This is a genomic window from Longimicrobium sp., from assembly GCF_036399255.1.
Lineage (GTDB): Bacteria > Gemmatimonadota > Gemmatimonadetes > Longimicrobiales > Longimicrobiaceae > Longimicrobium.
The window spans coordinates 85,757-104,497 of record NZ_DASWNM010000033.1 but is presented as its reverse complement, the minus strand read 5'-3'; the positions used below and the strand labels follow the sequence as shown (position 1 = coordinate 104,497).

The 18,741-nt window shown below is 69.3% G+C and carries 15 protein-coding genes; 11 read left to right on the top strand and 4 right to left on the bottom strand.

The features are described from left to right. Window positions 1-18 precede the first annotated feature (18 nt). Window positions 19-3,108, top strand: coding sequence for a CHAT domain-containing protein (locus VGC13_RS05805; protein WP_331124274.1), 3,090 nt, complete (start codon window positions 19-21; stop codon window positions 3,106-3,108). A 106-nt stretch (window positions 3,109-3,214) separates the two neighbouring features. On the opposite strand, the gene VGC13_RS05800 is transcribed toward VGC13_RS05805, so the two are convergent. Both VGC13_RS05800 and VGC13_RS05795 read right to left on the bottom strand, forming a co-directional pair. Then, the gene (locus VGC13_RS05800) at window positions 3,215-4,213 is read right to left on the bottom strand and encodes a hypothetical protein (protein WP_331124273.1); all 999 of its coding nucleotides are present in this window, start codon (window positions 4,211-4,213) and stop codon (window positions 3,215-3,217) included. Window positions 4,214-4,286: 73 nt separating this feature from the next. Then, window positions 4,287-5,072 (bottom strand): sigma-70 family RNA polymerase sigma factor, encoded by a 786-nt coding sequence (locus tag VGC13_RS05795; protein WP_331124272.1) that lies wholly within the window; start codon window positions 5,070-5,072, stop codon window positions 4,287-4,289. 242 nt (window positions 5,073-5,314) lie between these two features. Between VGC13_RS05795 and VGC13_RS05790 the strand changes: the two genes are divergently transcribed. From VGC13_RS05790 to VGC13_RS05780, 3 genes are all read left to right on the top strand, one after another. Beyond that, window positions 5,315-6,145 carry a hypothetical protein gene (locus VGC13_RS05790; protein WP_331124271.1) on the top strand — a complete coding sequence of 277 codons (831 nt, stop codon included), beginning with the start codon at window positions 5,315-5,317 and terminating at the stop codon, window positions 6,143-6,145. A gap of 63 nt (window positions 6,146-6,208) precedes the next feature. After that, entirely contained in the window at window positions 6,209-7,156 is a 948-nt protein-coding gene (locus tag VGC13_RS05785) for a caspase family protein (RefSeq protein ID WP_331124270.1), read from the top strand. Between the two features lie 34 nt (window positions 7,157-7,190). Next, the gene (locus VGC13_RS05780; RefSeq protein ID WP_331124269.1) at window positions 7,191-7,802 is read left to right on the top strand and encodes a hypothetical protein; all 612 of its coding nucleotides are present in this window, start codon (window positions 7,191-7,193) and stop codon (window positions 7,800-7,802) included. 274 nt (window positions 7,803-8,076) lie between these two features. Here the strand turns inward: VGC13_RS05780 and VGC13_RS05775 are convergent, their stop codons facing one another. Beyond that, on the bottom strand, window positions 8,077-8,685 hold the full coding sequence (locus VGC13_RS05775; protein ID WP_331124268.1) for a dihydrofolate reductase family protein: 609 nt from the start codon (window positions 8,683-8,685) through the stop codon (window positions 8,077-8,079). A gap of 155 nt (window positions 8,686-8,840) precedes the next feature. On the opposite strand from VGC13_RS05775, the gene VGC13_RS05770 reads away from it, so the two are divergent. Beyond that, on the top strand, window positions 8,841-9,383 hold the full coding sequence (locus tag VGC13_RS05770) for a GNAT family N-acetyltransferase (RefSeq protein WP_331124267.1): 543 nt from the start codon (window positions 8,841-8,843) through the stop codon (window positions 9,381-9,383). 361 nt (window positions 9,384-9,744) lie between these two features. Here the strand turns inward: VGC13_RS05770 and VGC13_RS05765 are convergent, their stop codons facing one another. Further along, a complete protein-coding gene (locus VGC13_RS05765; RefSeq protein WP_331124266.1) occupies window positions 9,745-11,679 on the bottom strand; it encodes an ABC-F family ATP-binding cassette domain-containing protein in 1,935 nt (644 codons plus the stop codon). Between the two features lie 465 nt (window positions 11,680-12,144). On the opposite strand from VGC13_RS05765, the gene VGC13_RS05760 reads away from it, so the two are divergent. From VGC13_RS05760 to VGC13_RS05735, 6 genes are all read left to right on the top strand, one after another. After that, window positions 12,145-12,873, top strand: coding sequence for a carboxypeptidase-like regulatory domain-containing protein (locus VGC13_RS05760; protein ID WP_331124265.1), 729 nt, complete (start codon window positions 12,145-12,147; stop codon window positions 12,871-12,873). Between the two features lie 865 nt (window positions 12,874-13,738). Then, window positions 13,739-14,026, top strand: coding sequence for a hypothetical protein (locus VGC13_RS05755; protein ID WP_331124264.1), 288 nt, complete (start codon window positions 13,739-13,741; stop codon window positions 14,024-14,026). A 252-nt stretch (window positions 14,027-14,278) separates the two neighbouring features. Then, window positions 14,279-15,340, top strand: coding sequence for a ligase-associated DNA damage response exonuclease (locus tag VGC13_RS05750; RefSeq protein WP_331124263.1), 1,062 nt, complete (start codon window positions 14,279-14,281; stop codon window positions 15,338-15,340). Between the two features lie 1,011 nt (window positions 15,341-16,351). Further along, window positions 16,352-16,498 (top strand): hypothetical protein, encoded by a 147-nt coding sequence (locus tag VGC13_RS05745; RefSeq protein ID WP_331124262.1) that lies wholly within the window; start codon window positions 16,352-16,354, stop codon window positions 16,496-16,498. Between the two features lie 105 nt (window positions 16,499-16,603). After that, window positions 16,604-18,199, top strand: coding sequence for an ATP-dependent DNA ligase (locus VGC13_RS05740; RefSeq protein ID WP_331124261.1), 1,596 nt, complete (start codon window positions 16,604-16,606; stop codon window positions 18,197-18,199). 154 nt (window positions 18,200-18,353) lie between these two features. Next, entirely contained in the window at window positions 18,354-18,689 is a 336-nt protein-coding gene (locus tag VGC13_RS05735; RefSeq protein WP_331124260.1) for a hypothetical protein, read from the top strand. Window positions 18,690-18,741 lie beyond the last annotated feature (52 nt).

Below are 18,741 nucleotides of genomic sequence, written 5' to 3'. Positions count from 1 at the left end.
CCCTCGCCGCCGTTCACATTGACTTCCATCCAGCATGGTGCGCCCGGTGGGCGGACGAGGCGCAGTATCGTTCTCGCGATCCTGGCGGCGGTGGTGCTGCTGGGCGCGGTAGTGGCCGGCCTGTCGTGGGCCGGCAGCCGCCGCGGGCTGGTGAGCCAGCTGGCGCGCGCCACCCTGGAGCGCGAGTTCGCGCCGCGCATGTCCATCCCGACCCGCTACCACACCTGCACCGCCCACACGACCAGCCAGGACACCGTGCCGCGCGAGGAGTGCGGCGAGGCCGACGAAGGGCGGCTGGTGCCGCGCAAATTTATCGCGGCGGGCGAAAGCGCCCATCCCGACTCGCTGCACGGCTCGGCGCTCGCGGGCCTGATCTGGTGGGACCGGGAAGATGCGTCCCTCGACGCGGCCATCGAGCACCTGAACACCGCGCTGCGGCTTTCCCCCAACTCCGTTCCCCTGCGGGTGGACCTGTCCGCCGCACACCTGGTGCGGGCGGAGCGCACCCAGAACTCGCGCGACCTGCTCGCGGGCGTCGAGTTCGCGTACCAGGCGTTGTCGCTCGAATCGCGAAATGAGCCCGCCCGCTTCAACGCCGCCTTGGGACTGCAGCTGTTTGGGTTGGATGTGCAGGCCGGGCTGGAGTGGGACGCATTCCTTGCTGTCGATTCGAAATCGCGGTGGGCGAGCGAGGCACGCGAACGGAAAGCGAAGTTGATCGTTCCGACGCCGGTCGCGCCCCCCTCTCTGGGTGCCTCTCCCGCGGAGGTGGATTCGTTCGCGCGGCAGCATCCGCAGCAAGCGCGGGAGCATGGGTTCGATCGCATCCTGGGCGAGTGGGGCACCGCCGTGGAGAAAGGCCACCGCGCCCGTGCCGACTCGCTGTTGAACTTGGCTGAAGGGCTTGGGCGGGGGCTGGAGCGTCGGCCGGGAGGGGATCTTTCGCTGATCGATGCCGTGGGCGCCATCCGCAAGGCGAGCCGGGACGCCGCGGCCACGCTGGTGCTCGCGCGGGCGCATCAGGCGTACGCGGAGGGACAGTTCCATCTGGTTCGCTATGCCGACGGACGCAGGGCAATGGACGCCTTCAGACGAGTGGTCGAGGCGCGCCCGCCATCACCAGTGCTGGTGCAGTGGGCCATGATCTTCAACGCGGGCGCGTTGCTCTACCGCAATAGCAGGGACGAAGCCCGAGTGCGCCTTATGGCTGAAGTGCCGCACGTAGACAGCGTCCGCTACCCCGCTCTGGCGGGTCGTGCGCGGGCTATGTTGGGAACCGCACTGGCACGCCCCGGTGCTTTCAATGACGGACGAGCGATATTGCGGGAGGCGGTGCTATATCTGGAGCGTGCAGGTGAAGACGAGTACGCGATGGCTGCCTTGTCCACGTATGCGGAACTGTCTTACGAACTTGGCGACACGCTCAGCGCGTATGGTACCATGCACCACATGTTACGTACGCATCGTGGATCGTCTCGTCCACACAGGTTCTTCGTGGCGTTGGGGAGGGTCGCCGAGCGGGACGGATTTATGCTCACCGCATGGGCTATCCACAACGAGGATCTCGCTGTCGCCCCGCGTCCGCGCAGACCGTTTGACGTACAGGAAGCATACCAGGCACGTGCGGATGTGCGGTCTGTCGTGGGCGACACCCTCGGCGCCCAAACCGATTTGGCTTCTGCCGCCGCATGGCTCGACCGCATTCCACATGACCATGAGCGGAAGGACTGGCCCGAGGCAATGATCCGGATGGCTCGCCGTGAACCGGTTACGGCTGAGCAGATGGACTCGACGGTGGAGGCCTTTGCGGACAACGTGCCGTTGCGGGTGCCCGCGCTGATTTGGCGCGCGGAGCAGATGCTCGAGGACAGCAACTCGGTAAGCGCCAGCAAGGATCTACAGGAGGTCACGCAGATCGCGCAGGGGCTGACGCGGCAGCAGCGAAACCTGGTGTTTCGCGGGGCCATGATGGAGCAGGCCAGGAGCAGCTTCGACCGGCTCGTGATGCTGTATCTGCGCAGGGGCCAATTGCACGATGCATTGCGCACGCTGGAGGCGGGGCGCATGTCCTTTGCGCCGCGCCGGGAAAGCAGGCTTCGGCCCGATGAGGGCCGGCTGGCCGCACCCCCCGGACAGGTGGCGGTGGAGTACGCGCTCATCGGCGACACGCTCCTCAGCTGGACCATCGGTGACTCCATCCGCCTGTGGGTCCAACCGCTGGACCGCGACACGTTCCAGCTGACGGTGGAGCGGGCGAACGCGGCGCTGGAGTTGTCACGCGCCCCCACGCAGGCGCTGCGGCGTCTGTACGATTGGCTGATCCGGCCCATCCGGCCACACCTGGGTTCGCCGGAAACGCAGTTGGTGATCATGGCGGACGGCGAGGTCGCGGGCGTTCCGTTTCCCGCGCTGATGGATGGGGATCGGTACCTGATCCAGGACTACCCGCTGCGGTTTGCCGCCACGCTGGAGGATGCCGCCCGCGCCGCGCCGCGCCGCACCGGCCCGGTGCTGCTGGTAGGCGATCCCAGGTTCGATACCGGCCAGTACCCCACGCTGGATCCGCTGCCGTGGGCCAGCGAGGAGGTCGCGTCGCTCGCCTCCCGCTACCGCAATGTCGTTCGGCTGCAGGAATCCGCCGCCACCCGTGACGCGTTCGTGGCGCAGATGCAGAGGGCAAGCATGATCCACTACGCGGGACACGCCGTTTTCGACGACGCGCGGCCGGAGCGCTCGTACCTGCTGCTGGCCGGCGACGGCGACAGCGGCCGGCTTACGGCGGACGCCGTCAGCACCATGCGGCTGCGGGGCTCGCCCCTGGTGGTGCTTTCCGCCTGCAGCACGCTGCGGTCGCACACGGGCCGGTCGGGCGGGTTCGCGGGGCTTTCGGGAGCGCTGCTGGCGGCGGGGGGCAGTGGGGTGGTGGGGAGCCTGTGGGAGGTGAGCGACAAGCTCACGCAGCCGCTGATGGAGTCGTTCCACCGCCATCTGGATTCACTCGCGCCCGCCCGCGCATTGCGGAATGCGCAGCTGGACATGCTCCGTTCCACGAATCCGGATGAGGCATCTCCCGCCGCATGGGCCGGGTTCCGCTACACCGGCAGCTGACCATCCTGCCACGCGGAAAAAGGAGAGAGGACGCGGAGGCGTGCAGGCCGCTCCGTGTCCTCTCCTGTGCTACGTGCCGGTTGCCGTGCGATTCGTCGACCGCGCGTCAGTTCGTGAGCTCCCGCAGCAGCGGGGTAAGGTCCTGTTCCAACGAGTCCCACCGCGGAGGGCCGCCGGCGGGGAGGGCTTCACGGACGCTCTTCACTGCCGCGCGTGCAGCGGCGTCGTCGCCGGCCACGCGCTCCGCGCGCCCCAGCATGCCGTCCGTCGCGGGGTCCCGGAAGAACGCCTCGTCACGCGTGTCGCGCCGGCGCGCGGCCAGGCGTGCCGCCTCGATCCACGCGCCCAGTTCTAGCGGCCTGCGCTCCAACTGGGTGGCCAGCAGCCGGTCCGTCGCCTCGTCCACCAGCGCGAGCAGCGAGTCCGTGGGCGCGCCGGGGTTGGCGGCGATGCGCTCCAGGGGAGCGGCGGCGCTCGCGCCGGGATCGGCGCGCCTGCTCAACACCTTTGCCAACTCCCGCGTCCGCGCCGTGTCGCCCGCGCGCGCCGCTACGGAAATGTCCACCAGCATCGCGCCTGCGTACACCGCCAGCGCATCGTCCGTCGTGCTCCCCGCGGGACCGCGTCCGCCCGATTGCGTGGGAGATACCCATCCCTTCGGCAGCGAATCAACCCCCAAAGCAAGCTGCCGCGGCTCGTGCCCCGGCGACCCGCGCCGCGGCAGCGCCAGCGTCGAGATCACCACCACGCCCACGACGGAGGCCGCCAACGCCAGCCACCGGACCGGCAGCCGCGGGCCGCGCGCTGGCGGGCGCAAGGGGATGACGCCTTCCTGCTCACTGAGGGCGGCGATCGCCATGTCCGGGACAGGATTTTCCTGATCGTGTTTGTCGTCCGGAAGAGAAATGACGGGCGTCTCGCCGGTCCGGTCCGCACGGGCGTCTTGGTCTTCCAGCGCCTGGAGCACGGCGGCGGTGTCGGTGAACACCTCGTAGTCGTCGTCGGACGCGGCGAGGCGCGCCAGCATCTCATCGCGCTGGCGCCCGGTCACCTGGCCTTCGATGAGCGCGGAAATGCGCTCGTCGTCTTCTCTGGGCTCCTTCACCGGGACCTTCCTGCCGTGGTCGCACCCCATTCGCAATGGACGGACGCGCACGGAAAAAGTCTCAAAGCGCGCGTCACGGAACCTCCCGCTCGCCAACCACGCCCTGCACGTCTTCGCCCTGCACCCCGTCCTGCTCCAGGTACCCGCGCAGCTTCAGGCGCAGCCGCTCCACCTTGCGGTACAGCGGCTTCTGCTCCAGGTGCAGCGTGCGGGCAACCTCGGCCAGCGTGCGCCCGTCGCCAAAGTGCATCCGCACGATCATCTGATCCTCGGGCTCCAGGTGCTCCAGCGCGCGGCGCAGCGCGCCCATCACCCTGTCCTGAAGGGCCGCGGTCTCGGCGCCCGCCACGCGGTCGTCGGCGCGCTGGGTTGCGTCGGCGGCGTCCACCATCACCTCCGGCGACACCTCCCTGGGGCGCAGCGGCTCGCGCCGGGGAAGCTTTTCCAGCAGGCGAGCCAGCTCCCCGTTGGACAGGGTGGTTTGGCCGCTGGTGCGCAGCTTTTCGCCCGCCTGGTCCAGCCGGTAGCCGTCGCGGTACACCAGCGTCTCCAGCTCGCCCGCCGGCGGGCCCAGCCGCTCCGCCGCGGCCGAGCGGCGCCACCGCCCCCGGCGCTCGCGCCAGTAGTCGTGAAACTGCCGCACCACCACCGTGGCCAGGTACGTCTTCAGGCCGCTCTCCGCGCGGAACTTCCGGATGATGGCATACTCGTCCTCCATCAGCTTCATGCGGATGAACGAGGCGAAGTCTTCGGCCTCGGCGCCCCACACGCCGTACTTGCTGCAGGTCATCGCGGAGACCCTGTCAATCCAGCCGAGATGCTCCAGGAACAGGATCTCGGAGTTCTGCGGGTCGGGCATCCGGAAGCCGGGACAAAGGGGTCACACCGAAAACGGATGAAACATCTTCAAAGTATCCGCTTCGCGCGCGCGTAACAACATGACTCCGTTCAAGATCGCGGGCGGGCGGCGGCACCGGGTGAGAAAACCGGCCCCCGCGCCCGACAGATGGTCCGCACGTCGCACCACGCCGGGCCCGCCACTGCAGGGGCGTGCTCCGGAAACGGCAAGCATCCACATTTCATTACCCACGGGAGCCCATCATGGCGTTCACCCTCCGCATCACCTTCTCGGGACTGTGCCTGTTCGTTCCCGAAGCCGCCAACGGCGGCGCCACCGGCCGCATGCACGTGCTCTTGCCCGGGATGTTCGGGCACCATCACGGCGGGGCGCACCGGCACGTCGCCGCCCTCGGGTATGACACGGGATCGCTGGTCCAGGGCGGGCCCGCACTCGGGGTGACCGCGCTGGCCAAGCTGACCGGCCACGCGCTTACGTTCGGGGGCGGAGACACCGCCGCCCTGGAGCTGTGCGGCCACATCCCCGACCTCAAGGAGATCACCGGCCGCCCCGTGGACCCCGATCACCTGGGCGCCGACGTCGGAAAGAAGCTCACCTCGCGGGTCACCATGGCGGCCGGGGGGATCACCCGCGTGGCGCCGGGGGTGTGCTGGGAGTGGAAGCCCGGCGAGTTCCGGCCCATCGCCCACCGGGTGGAGTGGGAGATTCCGGAGATGGAGGGAGACCGGCTTTCGGTGGTGGCCACGCCGCTGGACGGGGGTGGGGCTTCCAAGGCGCTGGGAACGCTGTTTCCCACCAACGGGCGGCTGGACCTGGACGTGTACCACGAAACCGCCGAGAACCTGCCGCCGGACCCGCTCCCCGCCGCGCACCAGCCCGGGCTGATGCTGGGCGAGCACCCCCCGCACTTTGCCGCCTTCTACGGCCTGTTCGGCGGGCCCGTGCCCATGGTGATCCCGCGCTACTGGGGCAAGCTGGCCGACTGCCCGCCCATCACCAACGGCTGCGCGGAGCTGCCGCCCGACATGGGCCTTACCGCCTTCGCCTGCCTGGTCGGCGGCGTGAGCCTCTGATTCCGTCCCCGCCCCGGCGCCACGCGCCGGGGCGAACGTTCCCCCACAGCCTGGAGCCTGTCCATGCCTCGTGCCGTCTCCATCCACATCGGGGTCAACCAGCCCAGTGAGCGCTCTCCCGGCCGAGAGCTCGGGCAGAGCGAGACGACCGCCTGGAGAATGGCGGGGCTCGCCGGCCAGGCCGGATACCATTCCATCCAGGTGTTGCGCGGCCCGGCGGCCACCCGAAACGCGGTGAACGGCGCCCTGGCCGGCGCCGCGGGAATTCTGGAGGCCGGCGACACCCTGCTCGTCACGTTCTCCGGCCACGGCGACCACGCGCCGAACCTGGCCGGGGAGGAGCGCAACGACGAAGACGAGTTCTGGTGCCTGTTCGACGGCCGCCTGCTGGACGACCAGCTTGCCGGCTACTGGCGGCTGTTCCAGCCCGGCGTGCGCATCGTGGTGGTTTCGGAAAGCTGCCACAGCGGCGGAATGGAGCGCACGGGGGGAAAACCGCATGCCTGGGCAAGCCATGGCGCCGCGGCCTGGGCGCCCCCGCCCGACGCGGGACGCCGGCGCATGCGCGACGGGGGTGCCAGCTGGCGCGGCCCCGAGCCGGTGGATGCGGCCGTCTCCAGCGCTACCGCGTCCTGCATCGCCCAGCCGCCGCGTGACCGGTACGAGATCCGGGCGAGCGTGCTCATGCTCACCGCCTCGCACGAGGACCAGAAGGCGCAGGACGGGCTGTTCACCAGGCACCTGCTCGCCGTGTGGAGCGACGGCGGCTTCGATGGCAGCTACTGCGGCCTGTATCACGATGTGCGTCAGCGGGTGATGAACGAAAAGTCCGACCAGGAGCCGCAGATCCTGATCCTGGGCGCCGCCGATCCCAGCTTTGCGCTGGAGCCCGCGTTCCGCGTGGAGGAGGATCGCTCGCCGCTCGCAGCCAAGCTGTATCGGGATGGGGAGCAGACTGCGCCCCGCGTAGAGCACGATCGCGAGCCGCACTCCACCGTACGCTACCGCTGAGCCAGTCGGCCACACGGAAAGAAGAAGCCGCTCGATGCGCAACGGGATCACGGTGCTGTTCCTCCACGCGGATCCCTCCCGGACGTCGGCCCGGAGGGAGCTGGAGGACGAGATGCGCGCCATCGGGCACGCCATCCACCCGGATGCGCGGAATGCGGTGGCGCTCGTCGCGGACTTCGCCGCGCGGGCGCGCGACCTTCGCTCCGCGCTTCTGCGGCACCAGCCCCAGGTCGTGCACTTTGCCGGGTACGGCGAAAGCCCGTTCGTCATCTCGCTGGACGACGAGCGCGGCCAGCCCCAGGCGCCGGGCAGGGAGGCGCTGCGCGAGCTGTTCGGCGTCGCCCGGAATTCCGTGCGGGTGGTGGTGCTGAATGGGCGCGACCCGCTCCCCGCCGTCGAGGCGCTCAGCGAGGTGGTGGACTACGCCGTGGGGATGGACAGCCCGGCCGGCGCCGGGCCGGCCCTCGTCTTCGCGGGAGCCTTCTACACCGCGCTGGCCCGGGGCCGCACCGTGCTCACCGCGTTCGAGCGCGGCCTGGGGCAGCTGGAGATGGCGGGAATCCCCCACGCCGAGACGCCCGTGCGGCGCATTCGCCGCGGCGTGAACCTGGACGCCACCCTCCTGCCGCCGCCGGACTCCCTCTGAACCAGAAGAACGAAAGAACGCGGAGGAGCAGGAACCCTGTCGTGCGGGCTCCCGTCTCATCCTCTCATGCCAGATCCTGATAAAGAAAAGAATGATCGTACAGAGGAACAGAGTCAGACAGAGAGCGAGCTGAATCCTGGTTCCCCTGTCTGACTCTGTTCCTCTGTACCCATCAAGGTGTTGTTCCTGGATTCGGTATCACGCGCTTGCGGCAGGAACTCGGAAACCCGGACACACTCTCAAGAAGTCGGGATGATGATCATCCGCCCGTGCTTCACGCCCCCTGCGCCTCGCCGGCCGGGACGTAGGTGACGATGATGGCGCCCGTGGCCGTTACCTGGCTGTCGGCCAGGCGCAGCGTGTGGAGGGCGCCGTCGTCGCGGAACAGGCGCTTGCCGCCGCCCACGACCACCGGGTCGATGATCAGCCGCAGCTCGTCCACCAGGCCGTGCTCCAGCAGCGTCTGCGCCAGCTTCATGCTGCCGATCACCAGCAGGTCGCCGCCCTCTTCCGCTTTCAGGGCCGCGACGGCCCCGGCGGCGTCGCCGCGCAGCAGCGTGGAGTTCTGCCACGCCAGCGGCTCGGCGAGCGTGGTGGACGCCACGTACTTGGGCCGCGTGTTCAGCGGCTGCGCGAGCACCTGCTCCTCGGCCGACGCGTTGGGCCAGTGCGCGGCGAAGTTCTCGTACGTGCGGCGCCCGAACAGGTACGCGCTCGCCCCCGCGACGGTCTCCGCCACCCGCCGCTGAAAGGCCGGGTCGCCCGCGTGGCGCAGGTGCCATCCGCCGTGCCGAAAGCCGCCGTCCGCGTCTTCGCCGGGGCTGATGGGGGCCTGCACCACGCCGTCCAGCGTCATCCACTCGCTCACGATCACCTTGCGCATCTTCTCCGTCTCCTCGTTCAGATGGGCCACCGCATCCGCGCCGGCGTCGGCCGGCGCCTGCAGGGAGTAGTCGGAGCGGGCGGCGCGATTTCTACGTCCCCACGCGGAGCCGTCTCGAGGTGGCGAGCGGCGGAGCGCCGCTGTAGCATACGCGCATGTCAAACGCCATCGCGACCATCGCCCCCGTTCTCGAAACCGAGCGGCTCGTCCTGCGCGGCCACACGCGGGCGGACTTCGAAGAGTGCGCCGCCCTCTGGGGCGACGCGCAGGTCACGCGGCACATCGGCGGGCGGCCGTTCACAAAAGAAGAGGTGTGGGCGCGGGTGCTGCGCTATGCCGGGCTGTGGGCGCTGGTGGGATACGGCTACTGGGCCGTGCGCGAGCGGGCGTCCGGGCGCTTCGTGGGCGACGTGGGCCTGGCCGACTTCCACCGCGAGGTTACCCCGTCGCTGGAGGGGATGCCGGAGGCTGGGTGGGTGCTGGCCCCGTGGGCGCACGGCCGCGGCTTTGCCACCGAGGCCGTCCGCGCGGTGCTGGCGTGGGGCGATGCGCACCTCGCCGCGCCGCGCACCGTGTGCCTGATCGCCCCCGGGAACGCCGCCTCCCTCCGCGTCGCCGAAAAGTGCGGCTTCCGCGAGCGAGCGAGCGGCACCTACAAGGGCGAGGACACCCTCATCCTCCATCGTCCCCGCCCCTGAAACGGATGGGCCTCACACAGCGTCAGCAGAGTCAACAGAGGTCAGTCTCTGTTAACTCTGCTGACTCTGTGTGAGGCCTTGTCTTTTCTGCCTCAGAGGGTGTTGCTAAACCTCAAATCCATAATGAAGCGGTGACTTCCTGAGGGAGCGCACCACGCGTAACCAGAAGTCACACAACAGATTGCGCGCGACCGAAGGACCTCGTCCCGGTGGCGCAGGGGCCAGATCTGGGCACGAAACCAGCCCCGTCGTTCTGCTGGCGAGATCCTTCGGTCGGCGCCAGACTCCATCATGCGAGCAGAGCCTGGAGCGGCGCCTCCCTCAGGAAGTCAATCGCGGTGAGCGGCCTGGCGATACCGCCTCAGGCCGACTCCGCCACCGCCTCCAGCTCCGCCCAGCGCGCGTACAGCGCCTCCACCGCCTCGCCGGCCTCGCGGAACTCCGCCGTCACCCGCGCCACCTCGTCCTGCGGCTGCGCGTAGAGCGCCGGGTCCGCCAGGCGCGCCTCCAGCGCCTCCTTGCGCGCCTCGGCCTGCATGATGGCCGCCTCCATCCCCGCCAGCTCCTTCTGTTCCTTCCAGCTCAGCTTGCGTCCCCCGCCGTCCTTCTTCGCCGTGCTGGCGGCGGACGAGGCGCCGGACGGCTTGCGGTCGCGCGCCTCCGAGGCCGCGGCGGCGGCGTCCGCCTCCTTCTGCTCTTTCAGGCGGCGATAGAGATCGTAGTTGCCGGCGTGGCGGTGCAGCACGCCGTTCCCCTCGAAGACGATCAGCCCCGTGGCCACTTTGTCCAGAAAGAAGCGGTCGTGCGTCACCATCAGCACGCACCCGTTCCACTCCGCCAGCACCGACTCCAGCACCTGCAGCGTGATCAGGTCCAGGTCGTTGGTGGGCTCGTCCAGAATCAGCAGGTTGGCGTCCTGAAGGAACAGGCGCGCCAGCAGCAGCCGGTTGCGCTCGCCGCCGCTCAGCGACCGCACCACCTGGCGCTGCTTCTCGGGCGGAAACAGGAAGGTCTCCAGGTAGCTGCGCAGGTGCGTCCGCTCGCCGCCCACCATCACCCAGTCGCTCTCCGCCGCGGCCTGAAAGATGGTGTGCTCGGGGTTCAGGTCCTCGCGGTTCTGGTCGAAGTAGGCGATGCGCGTGTTCTTGCCCGTCTCCACCTCGCCCGCGTCGGGCGCCTCCTGCCCCAGGATCACCCGCAGCAGCGTGGTCTTGCCCGCCCCGTTGGGCCCGATGATGCCAATGCGCTCGCCCGCCTGCAGCATGGTGCTGAAGTCGCGGATGAGGGTCCGCTCGCCAAAGCGCTTGGCCACGTGGTGCAGGTTCAGCACGGTGCGTCCCAGCCGCGGCGCGTCGGCCGCGGTGATCTCCACCGCCGTGCGGTTGGGAAGGCGCTTTTCCTGCTGCTCCTTCTCCAGCCCGCCCAGCCGCCCGATCCGCGCCTTCTGCTTCCCCGTGCGCGCGGAAGGCTGCCGGCGCACCCACGCCAGCTCCTGCGCGATCAGCTTCTGGCGCTTGGCCCCTTCCACCGACGCGCGCTCCAGCCGCTCGGCCTTGGCCTCCAAGTACTCCGTGTACCCGCCGGCGTAGGGCACGAGTTCGCCGCTGGAGACCTCCAGCATGCGCGTGACCACGCGGTCCAAAAAGTAGCGGTCGTGGGTGATGAGCATCACCGCGCCGGGATACGACTGCAGGTGCTCCTCGAGCCACGCCACCGTGTCGGCGTCCAGGTGGTTGGTGGGCTCGTCCAGAAGCAGCAGCTCAGGCTCCTGCAGCAGCACGCGCGCCATCGCCACCCGCTTCTTCTCACCGCCCGAAAGCCCCTGCACCGGCCGCTCCCAGTGGTCCACCCCCAGCCGGGTGAGGATGGATTCCATCCGGTGCTCGTAGTCCCACCCGCCCAGCGCGTCGATGCGCGCGGCCGCCCGCTCCTGCCGCGCCAGCAGCCGGTCCGTCTCGCCCTCGCCCGCCGCCAGCTTCTCCGCCACGTCGTGGTACTCGCCGATGGCCTCCAGCAGCTCGGGCTTGCCCCCGGCCACGGCGCTCAGGATGGTGGCGCCGGGGTCGAACTCCGGCTCCTGGGCCAGGTATCCCACGCGGATGTTGCGCTGGAAGGCCAGCGTGCCCCCCTCGTGCCCCTCGAGCCCGGCCACGATGCGGAACAGGGTGGACTTGCCGGAGCCGTTGACGCCGATGAAGCCCGTCTTTTCCCCTTCGTCCACGGCGAACGACACCCCGTCGAAGACGACGCGGGTGCCGTAGCTCTTCTTCAGGTCCTGCACGTTCAGAACGTTCATCAATCCGATCCGCTTGTGATTCTTCCATTTGCGCGCGCAACGATAACCGGCGCGCGCCCCGGGCGGCAACCCGCCCCTTCAAGGAGCGGGAGCATCCGTAGCCCGCCGCGGGCTCCTCGTCCGTCCACCTGCTTGTCGTACCCCGGTTCCGGGAGATGTGTATGCGACGGATCGGCTCTGTGCTGCTTCCCCTGGTGCACGATGACCAGCGCGGCGACGAGCCCGGCCGCAACGTGGCCACCCGGCAGGTCACCGTCACGCGGGGCTGGTTCCGCCTCCGCGCCCGGGGACACCCGCGTCCCCGAGCGCGGACAGTCGCACGTGCCCTTCCGGCGCGGGCGGATGCGCGTAAATGAAGATCGCATCGCGCGATGCGGTGCGGCGTCCACAAAGGCGCCACAATTGCCCCCCATGGACGTCCGCAGCCACGTTTCACCGTGCGGACCCTCCAGCCCCGCCCCATCCATGCGCCCGCTTCGCCTTCTTGCCGCCCCCCTCCTCCTCGCGCTCGCCGCCGCCGTTCCCGCGCACGCCCAGGTGCTGCACGGCCGCGTGGCCGATGCCGCGGACGGCAGCCCCGTCGCCGCCGCGCAGATCCTGGCGCTGGACGGCGCGGGCGCCACGGCGGCCAGCGGGGTGAGCGGGGCGGATGGCCGCTACGAGCTGGCGCTTCCCTCCGCCGGCGCCTTTCGCCTGCAGGTGAGCCGCATCGGCTTTCGCACCGGCATCTCGCCGACGGTGCAGGTAGGCGAGGGGGAGCGGATGGAGGTGGACCTGAGCCTGCGGCCGGAGGTGGTGCAGTTGGAGGCGGTGCAGGCGCAGTCGCGGGTCACGCCCAACTTCCACGATCGGCGCGCGCGGGGATTCTACGAGCGGATGGACCGCGGGCGCGGAAAGTACTACACCCCCGAGCAGATCTTTCGCCTGAACCGCTCTCGCACCTCGGACCTGATCACCACGTACGCGGGGATCAGCATGTACAACCGCCGGGTGTGGATGGGCGGCGACCGCCGCGGGTGCAGCCCCTTCATCTACATCGACGGCCACCGCGCGCCACCGCTCCCCCTGGATGACCTGATTGCCCCCTCCGCCATCTGGGGAATCGAGATCTACCGGCACGCGTGGGAGATCCCCAACGAGCTTCCCCGCGACGGCAACTGTGGCGTGGTGATGATCTGGACCCACACGTCCTGAGCCTGAGAGGGTGATGCTGAACCTGGCCCCGTGATCGACTCCCTGAGCCTGAAACGGTGTTGCTAAACCTTGCCCGTGAGTGACTTCCTGAGAGGGTGTTGCCAAACCTCGCCCTGCGATTGACTTCCTGAGGGAGGCGCTGCTACGCAGCCTGCGGGTACGATGGACTTTGGCGCCGACCGAAGGATCTCGCCGGCAGAACCGAGGGGCCGGCTGCCGCGCCCGGAGGACAGTCCTTCGCGAAGGCGGACGAGATCCTTCGGTCGCGCGCAGGCGGTTGTGTGGCTTCTGGTTACACGTGGTGCGCTCCCTCAGGAAGTCATCGCTTCTTTGTGAATTTGGGGTTTGGCAACACCCTCTCAGGAAGTCATGGCTTCTTTGTGAGTTTGGGGGTTTGGCAACACCCTCTGAGAGAGGCGCGGCGCGGAACTGTCCACTACGCCACACCCGGCGCGCCGACCGAAGGACCTCGCTGGCACAACCGAGGGGCTGGTCCCGCGGCATGGAGCCGGCCCCGCTTCGCCGGAGGGTAGGTCCTTCGGTCGCGCGCAGGCGGTTGTGTGGAATCGGGTTACACGTGGTGCGCTCCCTCAGGAAGTCATCGCTTCTTTGTGAGTTTGGGGTTAGCAACCCCCTCTGAGGCCAGATACTGCACTCCCATACGGCGACGCCCGTCATCATCCCGCTATTCCCTATTCCCTGTTCCCTATTCCCTTCCTGCTGTCCCCTGTCCCCTGTCCCCTCCATGGAACCAACCCGCCGCCGCAGCGTACCGGGCAGGGCACGCGGCACGGGCAATGCGCTGGCAGGCATACGCCCGCGCCGCTTCACTTTCCGGTACGACCTCGCAGTCCTGTGGTACCCAATGCTGTTCACGTGGCTGGCGTTCTTCTTTCTGGCGTTCATCGGCAAGCTGCTGCTGGCGGCGGCCATGTGCTACCTGATCTTTCCCGCCGAGCGCACCTGTGACGGCTGCGACGCCGACACGCTTCCCGTGCGCATGGGCACCGGGGGGCGGTGGATGTCGAAGCTGATGCTGGGCACCCTGCAGAAGCGCTGGTGCCCCCGCTGCGGCTGGGAGGGGATCACCCGCACCGGCCGGATGGCGGATGCGCACGCGCCGGTGCCGGGCATCGAGTCCGCCGCGCGCTGATCCCGGCGGACGGACGATGGACGGGGGCGGCGGATCCAACACCGGGTCCGCCGCCCCCGTCGCTTTTCGCCAAAGATTTCTCACCCAGAGGCCGCAGAGACCCCAGAGGGATGGGTTCCTCTGTGGCCTCTGCGCCCTCTGGGTGATCCAATCTTTTGCGGATTCGTGTCACGGCGCCGAAGCCGGCGGCACGAACCCTGAACGCTGCAGCACGGACCGTCGCCATCGCTCGCCCCCCATCCCGATCGCCAGATGCTGCTGCGCACCACGGACCGCGGGCTGTACTGCGAGGCGGGGGACTTCTACATCGACCCGTGGCAGCCGGTGGACCGCGCCGTCATCACACACGCGCACGGCGACCACGCGCGCTGGGGGAGCCGCACGTACCTGGGCTCGGTGGAAGGCGCGCGGGTGATGCGCACCCGGCTGGGGGCGGACGCGCGCATCCGCTCGGTGGAGTTCGGGGAGGCGGTGGAGGTGAACGGCGTGCGCGTGTCGCTGCACCCGGCGGGGCACATCCTGGGAAGCGCGCAGGTGCGGGTGGAGCACCGCGGCGAGGTGTGGGTGGTCTCGGGCGATTACAAGACCAAGGCGGACCCCACCTGCACCCCGTTCCACCCCGTGCGCTGCCACACCTTCGTCACCGAGTCCACCTTTGGCCTTCCCATCTACCGCTGGCGGCCGGACCGCGAGGTGTTCGACGGCATCAACGCCTGGTGGCGGCGCAACGCGGCAGAAGGGCGCGCGTCGATGCTGTTTGGTTACGCGCTAGGCAAGGCGCAGCGGCTGCTGGCGGGGATCGACGCCTCCATCGGCCCCGTCTACACGCACGGCGCGGTGGAGCGGCTTACGGCGGACTACCGCGAGACGGGCGTTGCCCTGCCGCCCACGCACAACCCCATGCAGGCGCCGCGCGGGCACGACTGGGGGGGCGCGATGGTTGTCGCGCCGCCCTCCGCGCACGGGACGCCCTGGATGCGGCGCTTCGGCAACGCGTCCACGGCGTTCGCCAGCGGGTGGATGCGGGTGCGCGGCCACCGCCGGCGCCGCTCCGTGGACCGCGGCTTCGTGCTGAGCGACCACGTGGACTGGCCCTCGCTGCTCTCGGCCATCGACGCCACGGGCGCGGAGTGCGTGTGGGTGACGCACGGCTACCGCGAGCCCGTGGTGCGCTGGCTGCGCGAGCACGGCCTGCAGGCCCAGTCCGTCGCCAGCCGCTGGGAGGGGGAGAGCGACGAAGGAGACGTCGTCGTCGCGGAGGAGGGCACGCCGGCGGAAGCTTCGGACAGCACCGAATCCGCCACAGACGTTTGAAAGTAGACGCACTTGACATCTGACGAATGGTGGCCTAGCATTCAGGAGCATTCACGCGCGCCAGGCGAGGAGGAACGCATGCGCTCACCAACCAAGCGGCTCCGGATGCCGGCTATCCAGGCGATCGGCCTTCGAAGGCAGGTCCGCCCCAGGCCCTCGCCCGACCTCCGTGTGTTCCGCGAGATGAGCAAGATCTCTCGCAGGATTACCGGGGAAGAGATCGACGAGCTGATCAGGCCCGTATAACGGCGGCGCCACCTGGAGGATGAAAGGCCGGACCGAAACGTCCGGCCTTTCGCCGTTTTGCAGTCTGTCGGTGTTGGGCGATCACCTTTCGAAACGGGGAGGAAGTCAAGCATGCGTGCAGATCGATTCCGGCGTCCAGAGGGGCATCCTTCGTCCGACGGGTACCGTCCCGGGCACGTGATCTGGTTCGTGCCTGGAGGCACGTGGCTGAACGCGGACAAGACGCGGCCGTTCGCACTGGCGACCTCGTGTATACCCGGTGGGCGGGGGACGCTCGTGTATGGCAGCACTCAATCCGCGGAGTTGAAGTCGGGAGCAGTTTGCATCGAGGTCGCCCCGCGGCAGAGCGGCGTGAACCGCAACGGACTGTGGAGGTCCACATATTTCTATCCAGGGGTGCTGGTCCGGACTGCTCATGCGGCGCTGCCTGGATCGGCAGGCCAGTTGGGCAAATCTCTGGATGAGCTTCGGAGGGCGCTTCGGGTTGCGCTCGGCATTGGGCAGGGCTCATGCGCGAGTTCGACTGCTCCTGTTCGATCGCGCCGCGGGCGAATCGTGGAACTGAATCCTGGCCTTGCCGAGGATCTGCGCACGAAGTTCGGCGTTCTGCTTACGGAGCACGGATATTCCCGGGCGAAACACTACCACGTTCTCCTGCCCATCCATTCAGGCGAAGACAAGCAAACGGATGACCGTGTTCTGCAGATCCGGTCAAAGCCGTGGATTGCCGTGTTCTCTCCATCGGCTCATGTCGCCCTCGTTCCGGTGAGCACAACCCAATCCGTCTGGTACACCGACGATATCGCGCGGGAGACGGAGTACGTGCTGGACGACGAGTCGCTGCGCCAGATCGATGCGCGGCTGTGCGAGTACTTCTCGCTTCCGCCGCTCGACGCGGAGCGGCCGCGGTAGAAAATATCTGGGGATGGCCGATTATCTGCTGTTATGCGTCCGCACACGACCTCCCGGACGCTGGCTGTCCCCTGTAACCTGTCCTCTGTACCCTGTCCCCTCTCCGTGAAGCGCTTCGCAGAGCTGTACGCAGAGCTGGACGAGACCACGAAGACCGGCGAGAAGGTGGATGCGCTGGCCGCGTACTTCTCGGCCGCGCCGCCGGAGGACGCGGCGTGGGCGGTGCACTTTCTGAGCGGCCGGCGGCCCAAGCGGCTGATCGCGGCGCGCAAGCTGGCGGCGTGGGCCATGGAGGCGGCCGACGTCCCCGAGTGGCTGTTCGACGAGTGCTACGACTCCGTGGGCGACCTGGCCGAGACCATCTCGCTGCTGCTCCCGGACTCCGGCGCCAGCAGCGACCTGCCCCTGCGGCACTGGGTGGAGGAGCGCCTGCTTCCCCTGCGCGGCGAGGACGAGGCCGCGCAGCGGGGGGAGGTGCAGCGCGCGTGGTCGGAGCTGGACGGCCCGCAGGCGTACGTGTGGAACAAGCTGATCACCGGCAGCTTTCGAGTGGGCGTGTCGCAGAGCCTGGTGGTGCGCGCCCTGTCGCGCGTCTCGGGCGTGGACGAGTCGGCGGTGGCGCACCGGCTGATGGGCGCGTGGGACCCCACGCCGCGGTTCTACCTGCGCCTGCTGGCCGCCGACACCAGCGACGCGGACCTCAGCCGGCCCTATCCCTTCTTCCTGGCGTACGCGCTGGAAGGCGAGCTGGAGTCGCTGGGCGACGCGCGCGAGTGGCAGGCGGAGTGGAAGTGGGACGGCATCCGCTCGCAGGTCATCCGCCGCCGCGGCGCCACCTTCATCTGGTCGCGCGGCGAGGAGCTGATCACCGAGCGCTTTCCGGAGCTGGCGCACGCGGCCGCGCTGCTGCCGGACGGCACCGTGCTGGACGGCGAGATCATGCCCTGGCGCGACGGGCCCCTGCCGTTCGCCCAGCTGCAGCGGCGCATCGGGCGCAAGACCCTGGGGCCCAAGATCCTGGCCGAGGTGCCCGTGGCGCTGCTCGCGTACGACCTGCTGGAAACGGACGGGGTGGACGTGCGCGAGCAGCCGTTCGCGTGGCGCCGTGCGCGGCTGGAGGAACTGGTGCGCGCCACGCCCTCCGCGGGGCGCATTCTCCTCTCCCCCGCCGTGCACGCGGAGGACTGGGACGGCGTGCTGCAGGCCCACCGCGACGCCCGCGCCCGCGCCGCTGAGGGATTGATGCTCAAGCGGCTGGACGCGCCCTACGGGGTGGGGCGGCGCAAGGGCGGGTGGTGGAAGTGGAAGGTGGAGCCGTTCACGCTGGACGCGGTGCTGATCTACGCCCAGCGCGGGCACGGCCGGCGCGCGTCGCTGTACACCGACTACACCTTCGGCGTGTGGAAGGACGGCGAGCTGGTGCCCTTCGCCAAGGCGTACAGCGGGCTGACGGACGCCGAGATCCGCAAGGTGGATGCGTTCGTCCGCCGCAACACGCTGCAGCGCTTTGGGCCGGTGCGCACGGTAAAGCCGGAGCTGGTGTTCGAATTGGCGTTCGAGGGCATCCAGCGCTCGCCGCGCCACAAGAGCGGGGTGGCGGTGCGCTTTCCCCGCATGCTGCGCTGGCGCACGGACAAGAAGCCCGAGGACGCCGATTCGCTGGAGACGATCGTGGGAATGCTGGAGGCGGAGGGACGGTAGCGCGGCGGGTTATTGACCATTTGGTCGAAATGAGATTTGCGGGGTACAGAGGTGCGGATCGGTGCTCCGCGCGCCCTTTCACCGCGCAGCGCACTCCGCGCTGCCAAGGCAGATGCGGAGGCGCCGTCTTGCGCCTCCAACTCAGGAGGCGCCCATGACGCCGAACGAAACGCACGACGAAAAGATGACCCGCATCAGCGCAGAGCTCAGCAAGGCGCTGCGCCGGCAGGCCATGGGCACGTGGCGGCGGGTCCGGACCCGCAATCGCGGCGAAGTGGCGCGGCACGCGTGGCAGTTCCGTCCCACGGAAGAGGGCACCTCGCGCTTTCTGCGGATTACGCACGAGGCCATGGACCAGGGCGACGACCCGGTTCCGCAGCTGCTGAGCAACCTGAGCGCCGGCCGCTGGCTGGCCCGCCTGGACGACGGCCCGGAGACCTCGCTGGTGCTGGGCGCCGACGGCCGCCTGGAGCGGTTCTCCCGCAAGTAGCCTTCGTCCGTCCGCGGTCCAGGCCCCGTCCGGCGCATTTGCGCCGGACGGG